General features: G+C 58.1%; 12 protein-coding genes. 10 read left to right on the forward strand and 2 right to left on the reverse strand.

From position 1 onward, the window contains the following. Positions 1-11: 11 nt before the first annotated feature. From nagZ to ACXAG1_RS01775, 3 genes are all read left to right on the forward strand, one after another. A complete protein-coding gene (nagZ, locus tag ACXAG1_RS01765; RefSeq protein ID WP_475118759.1) occupies positions 12-1,025 on the forward strand; it encodes a beta-N-acetylhexosaminidase in 1,014 nt (337 codons plus the stop codon). A gap of 67 nt (positions 1,026-1,092) precedes the next feature. Then, complete coding sequence (locus ACXAG1_RS01770) at positions 1,093-2,235, forward strand: mechanosensitive ion channel family protein (protein WP_475093139.1); 1,143 nt, start codon at positions 1,093-1,095, stop codon at positions 2,233-2,235. A 395-nt stretch (positions 2,236-2,630) separates the two neighbouring features. Beyond that, positions 2,631-2,846 carry a cold-shock protein gene (locus tag ACXAG1_RS01775; protein WP_160153794.1) on the forward strand — a complete coding sequence of 72 codons (216 nt, stop codon included), beginning with the start codon at positions 2,631-2,633 and terminating at the stop codon, positions 2,844-2,846. 156 nt (positions 2,847-3,002) lie between these two features. Here ACXAG1_RS01775 and ACXAG1_RS01780 read toward each other — a convergent pair whose 3' ends face one another. Then, positions 3,003-3,992: a CsiV family protein gene (locus tag ACXAG1_RS01780; protein WP_475118760.1), complete on the reverse strand. Its 990-nt coding sequence runs from the start codon at positions 3,990-3,992 to the stop codon at positions 3,003-3,005. 113 nt (positions 3,993-4,105) lie between these two features. After that, positions 4,106-7,591, reverse strand: a complete 3,486-nt coding sequence (gene mfd / locus ACXAG1_RS01785) for a transcription-repair coupling factor (protein ID WP_475118761.1) — start codon at positions 7,589-7,591, stop codon at positions 4,106-4,108. A gap of 338 nt (positions 7,592-7,929) precedes the next feature. On the opposite strand from mfd, the gene ACXAG1_RS01790 reads away from it, so the two are divergent. The 7 genes from ACXAG1_RS01790 (at position 7,930) to nqrF (ending at position 15,765) form a co-directional block, all read left to right on the forward strand. Next, entirely contained in the window at positions 7,930-9,393 is a 1,464-nt protein-coding gene (locus ACXAG1_RS01790) for a glyceraldehyde-3-phosphate dehydrogenase (protein ID WP_475093951.1), read from the forward strand. 508 nt (positions 9,394-9,901) lie between these two features. After that, positions 9,902-11,242, forward strand: coding sequence for a Na(+)-translocating NADH-quinone reductase subunit A (locus ACXAG1_RS01795; protein WP_475093136.1), 1,341 nt, complete (start codon positions 9,902-9,904; stop codon positions 11,240-11,242). 2 nt (positions 11,243-11,244) lie between these two features. After that, positions 11,245-12,456, forward strand: a complete 1,212-nt coding sequence (locus ACXAG1_RS01800) for an NADH:ubiquinone reductase (Na(+)-transporting) subunit B (RefSeq protein WP_475093135.1) — start codon at positions 11,245-11,247, stop codon at positions 12,454-12,456. Continuing rightward, positions 12,449-13,231 (forward strand): Na(+)-translocating NADH-quinone reductase subunit C, encoded by a 783-nt coding sequence (locus tag ACXAG1_RS01805; RefSeq protein ID WP_475118762.1) that lies wholly within the window; start codon positions 12,449-12,451, stop codon positions 13,229-13,231. The genes ACXAG1_RS01800 and ACXAG1_RS01805 overlap by 8 nt, the downstream gene beginning before the upstream one ends. Before the next feature lie 8 nt (positions 13,232-13,239). Further along, positions 13,240-13,908, forward strand: coding sequence for an NADH:ubiquinone reductase (Na(+)-transporting) subunit D (locus tag ACXAG1_RS01810; protein ID WP_475093950.1), 669 nt, complete (start codon positions 13,240-13,242; stop codon positions 13,906-13,908). Positions 13,909-13,911: 3 nt separating this feature from the next. Next, a complete protein-coding gene (nqrE, locus tag ACXAG1_RS01815) occupies positions 13,912-14,520 on the forward strand; it encodes an NADH:ubiquinone reductase (Na(+)-transporting) subunit E (protein WP_043316477.1) in 609 nt (202 codons plus the stop codon). Positions 14,521-14,538: 18 nt separating this feature from the next. Further along, positions 14,539-15,765, forward strand: coding sequence for an NADH:ubiquinone reductase (Na(+)-transporting) subunit F (gene nqrF / locus ACXAG1_RS01820; protein WP_475093133.1), 1,227 nt, complete (start codon positions 14,539-14,541; stop codon positions 15,763-15,765). The last annotated feature ends 45 nt before the right edge of the window (positions 15,766-15,810 follow it).

Below are 15,810 nucleotides of genomic sequence, written 5' to 3' on the forward strand. Positions count from 1 at the left end.
AGTTCATGCGGATGTCTACCCCGATTGGCCCGGTAATGATTGATGTCGAAGGGCACACCCTCACCGAGGAAGAGCGCACGCTGCTGCGTCATCCCCAAGTGGGCGGACTGATTTTCTTTGCGCGGAATTTCGAAAGCCGGCCACAGCTGGAGGCACTGATTGCAGAGATTCGCGCCCTTCGTCCTGAAATCCTGCTGGCGGTAGATCAGGAAGGGGGCCGGGTGCAGCGCTTTCGCGATTCTTTCACCCGAATTCCCTCAATGCAGGCGCTTAGTGCCCGGGCCGATAAACAGCAACTGGAAGATGTGGGCTGGTTGCTGGCCGCGGAGTTGCTGGCGGTTGGCATCGACTTCAGTTTCGCGCCAGTGCTGGATGCGGACGACGACTTCTGCCGTATTGTCGGCGATCGCAGCTTTGCCCGGGATCCACTGAAGCTTGCCGAGAAGGCGCGCCCGTTTATGGCGGGTATGCACGACGCGGGCATGGCCACGACCGGCAAGCACTTCCCGGGGCATGGGCAGGTGCTCGAAGACAGTCATGAAGAGTTGCCCGTGGATCAGCGCCCCCTGGAGGAGGTGCTGTCTTCCGATTGCATACCATTTAGCGAGAGTATTGCGGCCGGTGAGCTGGAGGCCGTGATGCCGGCGCATATTCGTTTTGCTCAGGTGGATGAAAATCCGGTGGGTTTTTCCCGGTTCTGGCTGCAGGAGATTCTGCGCAAGCGCCTCAAATTTGATGGCGTTATTTTCAGTGACGATTTGACCATGGAGGGCGCGGGCGCTGCAGGCGGCTACCGGGAACGTATTCACGCTGCCATGGCGGCAGGGTGCGATATGGGCGTGGTCTGTAATAATCGTGCAGGTGCCATTGAGGTGCTGGAGGCTTTGGAAGGGTTTACACCGGATCCTGCGTCCAGCAAGCGCCTGGAGCGGATGCGCGGCCGCGGGGAAATTCAATCCTGGGGGGCACTGGAAAAGAGTGAGCGCTGGCAGAAAACCCGGCAGTGGCTGGCCTCCTGGATGTAAATACCGTGCCTTATTTGTTAAAAATGGTGCGCACGTTTGTTTGTACAGCAATAAATTTCAGTAACTAATGGAGTTGTTTGTGGAGTCAGTTACAGCGTTTTTGCGCTCTCTGGTGGGGGATGATCGTTTCTGGATTGCCGAAATATTTGTCGTCGTATTAATCACGGCTACTGCGTCCTGGGTTCTGGGACTGTTTGTTAACCGGCTGCGCGAGCGCGCGGAGCGAACCGTCAACCCCTGGGATGATGCGCTGGTCAATTCGATCAACCCGCCCGCGTCAATCCTGGTCTGGTTGCTGGGGCTATCGTTTGCCGCTGCCCGTGCCGGTGACGCGACCGGGGCAGAACTCCTGCTCTGGCTGGATGGCAAACCCAGAGCGATAGGCTTTGTCGTGGTGGTTACCTGGTTTGCGCTGCGTTTTGCGAAAGAGGTTGAGCAGAATCTCGCAGATCCGCGCTACGCGCGTAAGCCCGTCGACACAACCACTGTGCGTGCCATAGGCAAGCTGGTGCGGGCCTCCATCATGATTACTGCGGGCATGGTCGTCATGGAACGGCTCGGGTACAACCTCAGCGGGATACTGGCCATGGGCGGCATCGGTGGCCTGGCAATCGGTTTTGCCGCCAAAGACTTGCTTGCGAATTTCTTTGGCGGGCTGATGATCTATCTGGATCGCCCGTTCAAAGTGGGGGATTGGGTAAGGTCGCCGGATAAGGAAATCGAAGGGACGGTTGAAGATATTGGCTGGCGCCTGACCCGAATTCGTACTTTCGACAAGCGCCCCTTGTATATCCCCAACGGTGTGTTTACCCAGATCTCGGTGGAGAATCCGTCGCGTATGCTGAACCGCCGGATTTACGAAACCATCGGTATTCGCTACGACGATGCGCAACGGATGGCGCCCATCGTGAAAGAAGTGCGGGCGATGCTGGAGCAGCACCCGGAGATCGATACCAATCAGACGCTGATCGTAAACTTCAATTCATTTGCGCCCTCGTCACTGGATTTCTTTATTTACACCTTTACCAAGACCACGGATTGGGTGCGTTATCACGAAATCAAACAGGATGTGTTGCTGAAGATCCTGAAGATTGTCGAAGATCAGGGGGCCTCCTGTGCCTTCCCAACGTCGACCTTGCATATCGCGGATATACCAGAGTTGGCGTTGGGCGATCGGCGTGCCGAACCCTCCAGTCCGCTGAGTGCTTGAGTGCCGTCATTTGATCGATGCTCGATGCCCCGAGTTTCGAGCGGAGAGGGGCGCAACGAATGTCAGGTTTGTGCGTCTGGGCTTGTTCGAGATTTGGGGCTTTAGAGCATGAAAAGTCAAAAAGTGTGGCACTTTCGTTACTGAATTGGTGATATGTTGCGCATTGTAGGTGGGAAGTAACATTAATTTCACGTGCAAACCTAGACAGTGGCGCAGTTTTATCTAAGAATCGGTAACGACTTGTTCGACATGTCGGATGGGTGCTTCGAGACAGTGGCCGGCCTCCAGATCTTTCTCTCTAAAGGTTTGGTTTTATCGGCACGGCCACCGCAATTGGGGTAGGCGAGTCGCCCGCAACCGGGGCGAACGCAATAACAATAAATGAGGTTGGCTTAATGAGTGATCGCGTTACGGGTACCGTGAAGTGGTTTAACAATGCCCGGGGTTATGGATTTATCACCTGTTCAGAAGGTGCGGAAGATATTTTTGTTCACTACCGCAGCATCCGCGGCGACGGCTACAAGACCCTGAACGAAGGGCAGTCGGTAGAATTTGAGATGCAGCAGGGCGACAAGGGCCTGCTGGCAGAAGACGTGGTTCCCTGCGAGTAATTCGCGACCTCGTTTAGGTTGGCCGTCGGCAGTGCGCTGAATCTTCGACGCTGGCGCCAACCTCAATAAAAAAGCCCACAGGGTAGCAGGATGTACTGCTATTCCGTGGGCTTTTTTGTGCGCGAATCCGGCCCCGGCTGGAGCGGTAATTCCAGGTTAGTCGACGAGTCCGGTTGGTTCGATGTCTTCTTCCGGGGAAGGCGTCACCGTCCGCACCTCGATCAACACCCCGAGCATGGGGTGGTCAATATAGTGCAGTTCACCGCTGCGCAGGCGGCGCTCTTCCTGCAGTACCGCTACGCGTTTCGCGATTTTCTCCATCGGCAAGGCGGGAGCGCCAATACCGTCGATTTCTCCACTCTCGCTGTGAAACACCGCACGATCTGCGCTGATGCTGAAGCCGCCGCTGGCGGTGTCGCTGTAGCTGTTCGGTGCGTTGCCCTGGTTGGCAGCTGACGTCAGTCCCATGGGCTCTTCGTTCATTGTGTCCGCCTGTTGCGCAACCGGGGCGCGTGGGCGCGCGGGTACCGCGATGCCAGCGGGGGCGCTTTCGACACCGGATGGAAAGCTGCTCCCCGTTGCTGGATTCCACTGGCCGCCATTCCCCGCTTGATCCGCCCACTCGCTCAGCCACAGATCAGTGCTCAGATGTAGGTAGCGCGATACGCTGAGTGTGACACTGCCCTCCAGCTGGTGATGATCGCCGCTGACTTCGCCGCCGCTGATGACTACCGCCGGCGCATTGCGTTCGGTTTGAAGAATCTGGCGCCAGGTCTTGTGAAACAGGACGTTGTAGGCGCGATCCCGGCTCAGGGCTGCCACCTTATTGCCCAGCTGATTGGCTGCTGGCTGCAATACCGGCGCCATGGGGTCTCCGGTGGACGGAGTGTTGAAGTCTACCCACTTTCGGTCATAAGAGAGCGCTGGGTTTGTCGGCCAGGTCTCCCGGGAGGTGTTCATACCGTCGGTGCGCGAAAACACCACCAGCTCGATCTCAAACTGGGTGCCAGCGTAGCCGGCAGCCTGGGTGCCGCTAGCGCCAACGATCAGGGGGAGGCTGGCCGCAAGGCAGGTGACCGCAGTTGCCGCCTTCACTTTAATGGAACGGGTCAGTCGCTGGGCGACCGTGGTCTTGAAAGTGGTCATTATCGATACCGCGTTTGTTCTAAACCGCTTTTATGGTGTTGCCAGAGGCTGGCGCTGGCGAATAATTCAACCATGTTAGCACCCTTTGGCGGCGGGATCTGCCGCCGGTGCCGCTATTGAGACAGCTGTTGCAACACGTCGTTGACCTGCTGCAGACGCTGCTCCGGGCCGCTCTCGTCGAGGACAAAGTTGAGCTGGTTGGCCCCTTGTAACCGGTAGGTGGTGGGGCGGGTCTGCACCAGCTTCACCAGGGTCAGCGGGTCCACATTGGCGTTGTCGGCAAACTCGATGCGTCCACCGGTGGCGGAGGCCTCCAGCTTGCGGATCCCCATCTTGTTGGCGTTCAGCTTGATCTCGGTGATGCGGAACAGATGTTTGACTGGTTCCGGCAGCAGGCCAAAGCGGTCGATCATTTCCACCTGCAGCTCCTTGAGCGCGTCTTTGTCTTCGGCGTTGGCGATGCGCTTGTACATGATCAGACGGCTGTGTACATCCGGCAGGTAGTCGTCCGGTATCAGTGCCGGCACGCGCAGGTTCACATCCACGGCGGGGGATTCCAGCGGCTCGTCGATATTCGGCGTGCGGCCCTCGCGGATCGCTTTCACCGCGTGGTCGAGCATTTCCATATACAGGTTGAAGCCGACGCTCTGGATCTGGCCGCTCTGTTCTTCGCCCAGCAGCTCGCCGGCGCCGCGAATTTCGAGGTCGTGGGTGGCCAGGGTGAAGCCCGCCCCCAGATCCTGGGCCTCGCTGATGGCCTCCAGGCGCTTGACCGCATCGCCGGTCATGGCGCGCTTGTTGGGGGTCAGCAGGTAGGCATAAGCCTGGTGATGGGAGCGGCCCACCCGGCCGCGCAGCTGGTGCAGCTGGGCCAGGCCGAACTTGTCCGCGCGTTCGATCAGAATCGTATTGGCGGTGGGGATGTCGATACCGGTCTCGATGATGGTGGTGCACACCAGCACGTTGAAGCGCTTGTGGTAGAAGTCGCTCATCACCTGTTCCAGCTCGCGCTCGCGCATCTGGCCGTGGCCGATACCGATACGGGCTTCCGGCACCAGTTCCTGGAGCTCCCGCGCGATGCGCTCGATGCTTTTCACCTCGTTGTGCAGGAAGTACACCTGACCGCCGCGCAGGATTTCCCGCAGGATCGCCTCTTTGATCAGTGCGTCGTCGCGCTCGCGCACAAAGGTCTTCACCGACAGGCGCCGCGCTGGCGGTGTGGCGATCACGGACAGGTCGCGGATGCCGGCCATGGCCATATTCAGGGTGCGCGGAATCGGGGTGGCGGTAAGGTTGAGGATATCCACCTCGGAGCGCAGGCTCTTCAGCTTTTCTTTCTGGCGCACACCGAAGCGGTGTTCCTCGTCGATAATCAGCAGGCCCAGGTTTTTAAATTTGAGGTCGCTCTGCAGCAACTTATGGGTGCCGACCAGGATGTCGACCTTGCCTTCCGCAATGCGCTCCTTGATCGCTTCCACTTCCTTATTGCTGCGGAAGCGGGAGATCACCTCAATACCGAGCGGCCAATCCGCAAAGCGATCCTGCAGGGACTGGAAGTGTTGCTGCGCGAGCAGGGTGGTGGGCACCAGCATCGCGACCTGTTTGCCACCGTGGGCGGCGACAAAAGCGGCGCGCATGGCGACTTCGGTTTTACCGAAGCCCACGTCGCCACACACCAGTCTGTCCATGGGCTTGTCGGACAGCATATCGCCGACCACCGCTTCGATGGCCAGCTGCTGGTCCGGGGTTTCCTCAAATGGGAAGCCGGAGGCGAATTCCCGGTACGCCAAGCCCGGGTCGCCAAAGGCGTGCCCGACACGGGCTTCGCGGCGCGCGTAAATATCCAGCAGCTCGGCGGCGGCATCGCGGACTTTTTCCGCGGCCTTGCGTTTGGCTTTCTGCCAGGTTTCGCTGCCCAGTTTGTGCAGTGGGGCCAGCTCTTCGTCGGCGCCGGAGTAGCGGCTGATCAGGTGCAGGCTGGCGACTGGCACATACAGCTTGGCGCCGTCGCCGTACTCGAGTGTCAGGAATTCTGCCTGCTGGCCGTCAATATCCAGGCTTTGCAGTCCTTTATAGCGGCCCACGCCGTGATCGATATGCACCACCGGTGCGCCGATACGCAGTTCTGCCAGGTTTTTGACCGCGTTGTCCGCGTCTTCTTTCGCCTTGCGCCGGCGGCGTTGCTGCAGCACCCGGTCGCCGAAAAGTTGCGGCTCTGCGATCAGGTTCAGGTCCGGACCGGCCAGCAGCATGCCCTGGTCGATGGGGGAAACGGTAATCGCAAATCGATCGTCGCTGTCGAGGAAGTCCTGCCAGCAGCGAATGGTTTTTGGCTTCAGTCGAATACCGTGTAACAGCTCCAGCAAGGCCTCGCGGCGACCGCCGCTTTCCGCACAGAACAGCACGCGGCCTTTGTATTCCATTAAATACGCTTCGAGCGCTTTCAGCGGTTGCTCGGATTTTCCGTCCACCGGCAGGCTCGGTGGCTTTGTGGTGGCAAAGTTGTAGTTGCCTTCCGCCTCCGGCAGCGACTCGTTGGAGAAAAAGGCGCGCGGCAGGCTTTTCAGTGCACCGTAGAATTCATCGATATTCAGCAGTACCTGACGCGGCTCCAGAATTGGTCGGGTCAGATCGCCACGGCGACTCTGGTAGCGGTTTTCCGCTTCCCGCCAGAAGGACTCCACCGGCTGTTGCAGGTCGCCCTGAATGAATACCTGACTGTTGTCCGGGAGGTAATCGAACAGGCTCGCGCACTTGTCAAAAAATAGCGGAAGATAATATTCGATACCCGCCGGGGCGATTCCGGCGCTGATGTCCTGGTAAATGGAAACCGGGCCCGGGTCGCAATCGAACTGTCCGTGCCAGCGCTCGAGGAATTTCGCCAGCGCCGGCTTGTGCATGGGGAATTCCCGCGCGGGCAGCAGGTGAATCTGTTCAACCTTGTCCACGGTGCGCTGATCTTCCGGATCGAAGGTGCGCAAGGATTCGATTTCGTCATCGAACAGATCGATGCGGTAGGGCAGGTTGCTGCCCATGGGGAAGATATCCATCAGCGAGCCGCGCACTGCGAATTCGCCGTGTTCGTACACCGTATCCACGCAGTGGTAACCCGCCTGTTCCAGCAGTTTGCGCTGGGCGTCCAGATCGAATTTCTGTCCCTCCCTGAGGATCAGTGCATTCCCTGCGACATAGTCTTTGGGGGCTAGCCGGTGGAGCAGGGTGCTGATCGGCACGATGACTATGCCGCTGCCCATCTGCGGCAATTGGTAGAGCGTGGCCAACCGGTCCGAGATGATGTCCTGGTGTGGTGAGAAGGTGTCGTAGGGCAGAATTTCCCAGTCCGGGAACTGGAAAATGTTCAGCCCTTCGCCGGTGCCGTCGGCATCCCCATCTCGCCGCGGCTTGTTAAAAAATTTCAGCTGCACCTCAAGTTGGTGCGCTTCCTGGCTGTTGCGAGCAATCAGCAGGGTAGGCGCAGTGCTGGCACGTGCGGCGTTCAGGATGGCCAGTGCGGCGCTGGCGCCGTGCAGTTGACCCCAGAATTGTCGGTCATTCTGGTTGCGAAATGCGGGTGGGGACAAAGGGGGGAGCTGACTCATCTTTCCTTATAATTCCGTGCTTTCTGACCACTGCTGGCCGGGGAGGGGGCGTATTGTAGCGGTGAACCGTGACCGTTGCAGGTTTCGGGTTCGGCAGCTTGGAACGGGTGCCTGGTCGGGTGTTCATCCAGCGCGATTGAAAGCAGCGTTTTCCCTGGCGGGAAATGTAGTTTAACTACAGTTTTTAGGCTGTTTTTTGCCCTGTTGCGCGGCCTCTGGTGAATACACATAATTCGCCCGCCTTCCGGTTGGAGGCAGAATTTTGAGCCATCCTTGGTGATACGTTCGGTGAAATTCTCCGACCCTGGCAAGCCCCAATTTTTACTTTGCAGAGGTGTCTGACTGTGACTCAGAAGCGACCGAAGCCCGCTGACTTTTTCAAGGACTGGAAAGCGCGTGAAGCGCTGGCGGAATCCATGATTCCGATGATTGGCAAGCTCAACCGGGAAAGCAACGTCGGCATTTATATGTACGGCCAAAACCTGGTGAACCGCTCCGTGCTCAGCATCATGAAGGCGCATCGCTTTGTGCGCCAGGTGGAAGAGAACGAGCTGTCTGAGTTTGAGACCTATCCGGTTCTGGAGGCCATCTGCAAGCTGGAGCTGGGCCCGGTACATATCGACCTGGGAACCCTCACCAACAAATACATGCGCGATCAGCGCGGGCTGTCCATCGAAGACTTTGTGCGCGACGAGCTGTCTGACGCCTCCGGCGCTGGCAAGCCGCTGCCGCAGTCTCAGGACGTCGTGATCTATGGTTTCGGCCGCATCGGCCGCCTGGTAGCGCGTCTGCTGATTGAGAAGGCCGGTAGTGGCGATGTGCTGCGTTTGCGCGCCATCGTGTTGCGCAAAGGTAAGGCCGACAACGATCTGGTCAAGCGCGCGTCCTTGCTGCGTCGCGACTCGGTACACGGCGCCTTCAATGGCACCATTCGCGTCGACGAAGAGACCAGCACTCTGATCTGCAACGGCAACGAAGTGAAGGTGATCTACGCCAACTCCCCCCAGGAAGTGGATTACACCCAGCACGGCATCAACAATGCCCTGATCGTTGACAGTACCGGCGTGTGGCGCGATGAAGAAGGTCTCTCCCAGCACCTGGAGAGCAAGGGTGCCGGCAAGGTGCTGCTGACCGCGCCGGGCAAGGGCGACCTGAAGAACATCGTATACGGTATCAACAACGGCGATATCACCGCGGACGACAAGATTCTGTCCGCTGCGTCCTGTACCACCAACGCCATCGTGCCGGTGCTGAAGGCGATGATGGACAAGTACGGTGTTGAGCATGGTCACGTGGAAACCGTGCACGCCTACACCAACGACCAGAACCTGATCGACAACTACCACAAAGGCGAGCGCCGTGGCCGTTCTGCGGCGCTGAACATGGTGCTGACTGAGACCGGGGCCGCCAAGGCAGTATCCAAGGCGCTGCCGGAGCTGAAAGGAAAGCTCACGGGCAACGCCATCCGCGTGCCGACCCCGAACGTGTCCATGGCGATCCTGAATCTGCGCCTGGGCAAGGAAACCACCAAGGAAGAGCTGAACGACTACATGCGCGATGTGGCGCTGCACTCGCCGCTGCGCCAGCAGATTGACTTCACCAACTCCCCGGAAGTGGTGTCCAGCGATTTCGTGGGCTCCCGTCGCGCCTGTGTATTCGACTCCATTGCCACCATCGTAGATGGTGACAGCGCGGTACTCTACTGCTGGTACGACAACGAGTTCGGCTACAGCTGTCAGGTCGTACGCTGTCTTGAGGATATGGCAGGGGTCCGCTACGAGTTGTTCCCGAAGAAGGACTGAGCGGGCAATCCGCATCAGTGGGGGTAATCGGCAGGGCCGCTGGCCAGGCAGATTATTCCCGCGCCACCGCTGGTGGTCCGGCCAGTGGTGGCGCCTCCAACTAAAGTCGTTGTTTTTTCAGCAAAAAATTCCTCATCTTGGGGCTATTTGGCCCTATCTGCTCTGGTAAACCCCCGGTCCCATCCTTATAATGCGCGCGATTTTGCGGGGCTGCTGTGCGCCGGGAATTCTTGCGCAAAGATTGCGGGTTGCGAAGGCAATAGCGGATCTTTGCATCCCGGCTGTGAGTGACTTTTTCTTACATACCTGATAGGTGCCGACCGGCCAGACGCGCCGGGACCAGTGGCCGTCGATGTGTGGCTGCTCTTTTTGCGGTACACCTCGAGGCTTGTGTCAGGCTCTCCAAGGCTTAAGCCCCCGCTCCGGGTTTCCTTTTCTTCCGGGCCCAAAAGGCCCAGAAATTTTTAAAACCTACTAAATCTACCAACTTAGAACTAGGCACAGGCGTATGAGAAAGATCCGTCGGGGATTGGATTTACCCATATCCGGCGCGCCCGAGCAGGTCATCTATGATGGCCCTGCAGCCAAGACTGTTGCGGTGATCGGTCCCGATTACAACGGGATGAAGCCCACCATGGCAGTTGCGGAAGGGGATAGCGTCAAACTCGGACAATTGCTGTTCACTGATAAGAAGACAGACGGTGTTCGCTACACCGCCCCGGCCGCCGGCCGTGTGGTTGCAGTCAACCGCGGCGTACGCCGTGTACTGCAGTCCGTCGTGATCGAAGTGGAAGGGGACGAAGCCGAGCAGTTTGCCAGCTACAGCGCTGACCAGCTCGCCACCCTGACCGCAGAGCAGGTACGCGTAAACCTGGTGGAGTCCGGCCTCTGGACTGCCCTGCGTACCCGCCCATTCAGCAAGGTGCCGGCCCTCGACGCCCAGCCTTCTGCGCTCTTCATCAATGCCATGGACACCAACCCGCTGGCGGCTGACCCGGTTGTGGTCATCGCCGAGCAGCGCGATGCGTTTGCCCAGGGTGTTGAGATCCTGTCCAAGCTGGCCGACAAGACCTTTGTCTGCACCGCGCCGGATGCGGATATCCCGGTTCCGAGTGCCGCCAGCATTCAGCGCGAAGCCTTTGCTGGCCCGCACCCTGCTGGCCTGTCCGGTACCCATATTCACTACCTGCACCCGGTCAAGCCCGGTCGCCAGGTATGGTCCATCGGTTACCAGGACGTGATTGCCGTGGGCAAGCTGTTCGAAACCGGCAAGCTGTACACCGACCGGGTGGTTGCCCTGGGTGGCCCGCGGGTGACCAAGCCGCGTCTGCTGCGCACTCGTCTGGGCGCGGATCTGACAGCGCTGGTCGCGGGTGAGACCGAAGGCAGTGACAACCGTGTAATCTCCGGCTCCGTATTCGGCGGTCGTACCGCCAACGGTGCACTGAGCTACCTAGGTCGTTACCACAACCAGGTGAGCGTGCTGGAAGAGGGCCGCGAGCGCCCGATGCTGCATTACTTCACCCCTGGTGCGAATCGCTTCTCCGTGCTGCCGATCTATATCAGCCGCCTGATGAAGAGCAAGCTGTTCAACTTCACTACCAGCACCAATGGCTCTGAACGCGCGATGATGCCAATCGGCACCTACGAGCGTGTTATGCCACTGGATATCCTGCCGACTCAGCTGCTGCGCGCACTGGCGGTTGGTGATACCCAGGTTGCCCAGCAGCTGGGTGCTCTCGAACTGGACGAAGAAGATCTGGCGCTGTGCACCTTTGTGTGCCCGGGCAAGTACGACTTCGGCTCCATTTTGCGGGACAACCTCACCCGTATTGAGAAGGAGGGTTAAGGATGTTGCGTAAACTACTCGACTCCATGGAGCCGCATTTCCATAAGGGCGGCAAATACGAAAAGTTCTACGCGCTGTACGAAGCGATCGACACCGGTCTCTTTCAGCCTGCGGACCGCACCAAGGCCACCGCACATGTGCGCGACGGTATCGACCTGAAGCGCATCATGATTACCGTGTGGGCCTGCGCCATGATCCCGATGTTCTACGGTATGTGGAATGTGGGCTTCCAGGCCAACACCATCATTGCGGGCATGGAAAATGTGGATCTGAGCGGATGGCGCCACGCCATCATCGGCGCTCTGTCCGGTTACGATGCCAACAGTGCCTGGGATAACCTGATCCACGGCGCCATGTACTTCCTGCCCATCTACGCGGTGACCTTCGTCGTCGGTGGTATCTGGGAGGTGCTGTTCGCAGCGGTTCGCGGTCACGAAGTGAACGAAGGCTTCTTCGTTACCTCCATCCTGTTCGCACTGACCTGTCCGCCGGACTTGCCCCTGTGGATGGTGGCGATGGGTATCAGCTTCGGTGTAGTGATCGGTAAGGAAGTGTTCGGTGGTACCGGCAAAAACTTCCTCAACCCAGCACTGACCGGTCGTGCTTTCCTGTTCTTCGCCTATCCGGCGGCCATGTCTGGTGACACCGTGTGGACTGCCGTTGACGGCTACACCGGCGCCACTGCGCTGTCTGTCCTGGCGAGCGAAGGCATCCAGAACGGTGCCGTGGGCGTACCTACCGGTCAACTGACCTGGCTGGACGCGTTCCTGGGCAACATGCACGGCTCTATCGGTGAGACCTCCACCCTGGCAATGCTAATTGCAGGCGCGATCCTGATCGGTATGAAGATCGCCAGCTGGCGTATCGTTGCCGGTACCCTGCTGGGCATGATGGCCACCGCCACCATGTTCAACTTCATCGGTTCTGAAACCAACCCGATGTTCGGTGTGCCCTGGTACTGGCACCTGGTGGTGGGCGGCTTCGCCTTCGGTCTGATCTTCATGACCACCGATCCGGTATCCGCCGCCATGACCGATGCTGGTCGCTGGTGGTACGGCATTCTCATCGGCGTGATGTGTGTATTGATCCGCGTGGTGAACCCGGCATTCCCGGAAGGCATGATGCTGGCGATCCTGTTCGCCAACCTGTTCGCGCCGCTGTTTGACCACTTCGTTGTGCAGTCCCATATCAAACGGAGGTTGGCACGTGGCTAATAAAGATTCAGTTAAAGGTACTCTGATTGTTGCGCTGGTACTGTGTATCGTCTGTTCCGTGGTGGTCTCCACCGCGGCGGTGATGCTCAAGCCCACGCAGGAAGCCAACGCCGCGTTGGACATGAAGAAGAACGTACTGCTGGCCGGTGGCCTGATCGAGCCGGATCAGACCAGTCGCAAGGCGATCGAAGAAGCCTTCGACAACGTTACCATCAAGTACGTGGATCTGCGCACTGGCAAGTTCACTGACGAAGCGCCGGCAGGTGGCAGCGGTCGCGCTGCCTCCAAAATCGCCAGCGCCAGTGAAAAGCTGCCGGCGGATCAGGACACCGCAAAAATCATCCGCCGTGAGAACATCAAAGAGGTGTACCTGGTGGAAGAGAACGGTGAAATGCAGCGCATCATTCTGCCGGTTCGCGGTTACGGCCTGTGGGGTCAGCTGTACGGCTTCCTCGCTCTGGAAAAAGACCTGAACACCGTTGCCGGTCTGGGTTTCTACGAGCACAAGGAAACACCGGGGCTGGGTGGTGAAGTGGACAACCCGCGCTGGAAATCCCAGTGGGAAGGGAAAGAAGTCTACGACGCTGACGGCAGTGTTGACCTGACGGTTGTGAAAGGCAGTGTAGATCCCAATAGCCCGAACGCCGAACACAAAGTCGACGGTCTGTCCGGTGCGACCCTGACCAGTAAAGGTGTCGATAACCTGGTCAAGTTCTGGCTTGGCGCTGACGGTTACGGTCCCTTCCTGAAAAACCTTAAAGCAGGGGAGGCATAAGCATGAGCATGAAATTAAAAGATACTCTGCTGGAGCCGGTATTCAACAATAACCCCATTGCACTGCAGATCCTCGGTATCTGTTCCGCACTGGCGGTAACCAGCTCGCTGCAAGTGACGCTGGTAATGTGTATCGCACTGACCACGGTGGTGGCTTTCTCCAACACCGCGGTCTCCCTGATCCGCAAGCAGATTCCAAACAGCATCCGGATCATCGTGCAGATGACCGTGATTGCCTCTCTGGTAATTCTGGTAGACCAGGTGTTGAAGGCCTACGCCTACGATATCTCCAAGCAACTGTCCGTATTCGTTGGTCTGATTATCACCAACTGTATCGTGATGGGTCGCGCGGAAGCCTTTGCCATGAAGCATGGTCCCAAGGACAGCTTCTTCGATGGTATCGGTAATGGCCTGGGCTACAGTGTGATCCTGATCGGCCTCGCATTTATCCGTGAACTCTTTGGTGCGGGCAAACTGTTCGGTGTGGAAATCCTGCAAACCGTGAACAACGGTGGCTGGTACGTACCGAACGGCATGCTGCTGCTGCCGCCGAGTGCCTTCTTCCTGATTGGTCTGTTCATCTGGGCAATTCGCGCCTGGAAACCGGATCAGGTGGAAGAGGACGAGTTCAAGATTGCGCCCAACTCAAAAATGCCGTTGGCGCAACAGGAGGCCTGATCGATGGAACATTTTATATCTCTCATCATCCGCGCCGTTTTCGTAGAAAACATGGCGCTGGCCTTCTTCCTGGGGATGTGTACCTTCCTCGCGGTATCCAAGAAGGTCGAAGCGGCGATTGGTCTCGGTGTTGCGGTAATCGTAGTACTGACCATCACCGTTCCCGTTAACAACTTGATTTACACCTACCTGCTGAAAGACGGTGCACTGGCCTGGGCCGGTTATCCGGAAGTGGACCTGAGCTTCCTCGGTCTGCTGTCTTACATCGGCGTAATTGCGGCACTGGTACAGATCCTGGAAATGTTCCTGGATAAATACGTACCGGCGCTCTACAACGCTCTGGGTGTATTCCTGCCGCTGATTACCGTGAACTGCGCCATCATGGGTGCGTCTCTGTTCATGGTGGAGCGCGAATACAATTTTGGTGAAAGTGTTGCCTACGGCTTCGGTGCCGGTCTCGGCTGGGCGCTGGCGATTGCTGCTCTGGCGGGTATCCGCGAGCGCATGAAGTACAGCGACGTACCGAACGGCCTGAAAGGCCTGGGTATCACCTTCATTACCGTTGGTCTTATGTCGCTGGGCTTCATGTCCTTCGGCGGCATCGACATTTAAGCGGGGAGGTTGAATAACATGGAATTAACGGATATTTATTTCGGCGTCGGCATGTTCACCGTGATCGTGATCGCGCTGGTTGCCATCATTCTGGCTGCCCGCTCGCGACTGGTGAACACTGGTGACGTCAACATTGTGGTAAACGGTGAGAAGACCCTTACCGTGCCTGCTGGTGGCAAACTGCTGCAGACTCTGGCTGCCAACAACCTGTTCCTGGCTTCTGCCTGTGGTGGTGGTGGTTCCTGCGCACAGTGTATCTGTGTGGTGGAAGAGGGTGGTGGCGATATGCTGCCCACCGAAGCGCAGCACTTCACCCCCCGTGAAGCCAAAGAAGGCAAGCGCCTTTCCTGTCAGGTTGCTGTTAAGCAGGACATGAAAATTGAAGTGCCGGAAGAAGTGTTTGGTGTGAAGCAGTGGGAGTGCACTGTGGAATCCAACCCGAACGTGGCTACCTTCATTAAAGAGCTGACCCTGAAGCTGCCGGAAGGCGAGAACGTAGATTTCCGCGCAGGCGGTTACGTTCAGCTGGAAGCGCCGGCCCACCACGTTAAGTTCTCCGATTTCGATATCGAAGAAGAGTACCGTGGCGACTGGGAGCACTTCGGCTTCTTTAACCTGGAGTCCAAGGTCACCGAGCCAGTGGTTCGCGCCTACTCCATGGCGAATTACCCGGAAGAGAAGGGCGTTGTTAAGTTCAACATCCGTATCGCGACTCCGCCGCCGCGCACCGAAGGTATTCCGCCGGGCCAGATGTCTTCTTACGTCTTCAATCTGAAGCCGGGCGACAAAATGCGTGTGTACGGTCCTTTCGGTGAGTTCTTCGCCAAGGAAACCGACAACGAAATGGTCTTTATCGGTGGTGGTGCCGGTATGGCGCCGATGCGTTCCCACATCTTCGACCAGCTGAAGCGTCTGCACTCTACCCGTAAGATCAGCTTCTGGTACGGCGCGCGCTCCCTGCGCGAGATGTTCTACGAAGATGACTACAACGGCCTGCAGGACGAATTCGACAACTTCAAGTGGCACATTGCCCTGTCGGATCCGCAGCCGGAAGACAATTGGGAAGGCTACACAGGCTTCATCCACAACGTGGTGTACGAAAACTATCTGAAGGACCACCCGGCGCCGGAAGACTGTGAGTACTACATGTGTGGGCCGCCTATGATGAACGCGGCAGTGATTAACATGCTGAAGAACCTGGGCGTTGAGGATGAAAACATCCTGCTCGACGACTTCGGTGGCTGATCACCCATGATTGGAAGTGACAACACATCCACGAAAGCAGGGCCG

Source organism: Microbulbifer sp. ABE4_465 (assembly GCF_056160765.1).

What these genes read in the sequence shown, in the direction of transcription:
- nagZ (WP_475118759.1), top strand. Translation starts at nt 12, where the DNA reads ATGTCTACCCCGATTGGCCCGGTAATGATTGATGTCGAAGGGCACACC.
- ACXAG1_RS01770 (WP_475093139.1), top strand. Translation starts at nt 1,093, where the DNA reads ATGGAGTTGTTTGTGGAGTCAGTTACAGCGTTTTTGCGCTCTCTGGTG.
- ACXAG1_RS01775 (WP_160153794.1), top strand. Translation starts at nt 2,631, where the DNA reads ATGAGTGATCGCGTTACGGGTACCGTGAAGTGGTTTAACAATGCCCGG.
- ACXAG1_RS01780 (WP_475118760.1), bottom strand. Translation starts at nt 3,992, where the DNA reads ATGACCACTTTCAAGACCACGGTCGCCCAGCGACTGACCCGTTCCATT.
- mfd (WP_475118761.1), bottom strand. Translation starts at nt 7,591, where the DNA reads ATGAGTCAGCTCCCCCCTTTGTCCCCACCCGCATTTCGCAACCAGAAT.
- ACXAG1_RS01795 (WP_475093136.1), top strand. Translation starts at nt 9,902, where the DNA reads ATGAGAAAGATCCGTCGGGGATTGGATTTACCCATATCCGGCGCGCCC.
- ACXAG1_RS01800 (WP_475093135.1), top strand. Translation starts at nt 11,245, where the DNA reads ATGTTGCGTAAACTACTCGACTCCATGGAGCCGCATTTCCATAAGGGC.
- ACXAG1_RS01810 (WP_475093950.1), top strand. Translation starts at nt 13,240, where the DNA reads ATGAAATTAAAAGATACTCTGCTGGAGCCGGTATTCAACAATAACCCC.
- nqrE (WP_043316477.1), top strand. Translation starts at nt 13,912, where the DNA reads ATGGAACATTTTATATCTCTCATCATCCGCGCCGTTTTCGTAGAAAAC.
- nqrF (WP_475093133.1), top strand. Translation starts at nt 14,539, where the DNA reads ATGGAATTAACGGATATTTATTTCGGCGTCGGCATGTTCACCGTGATC.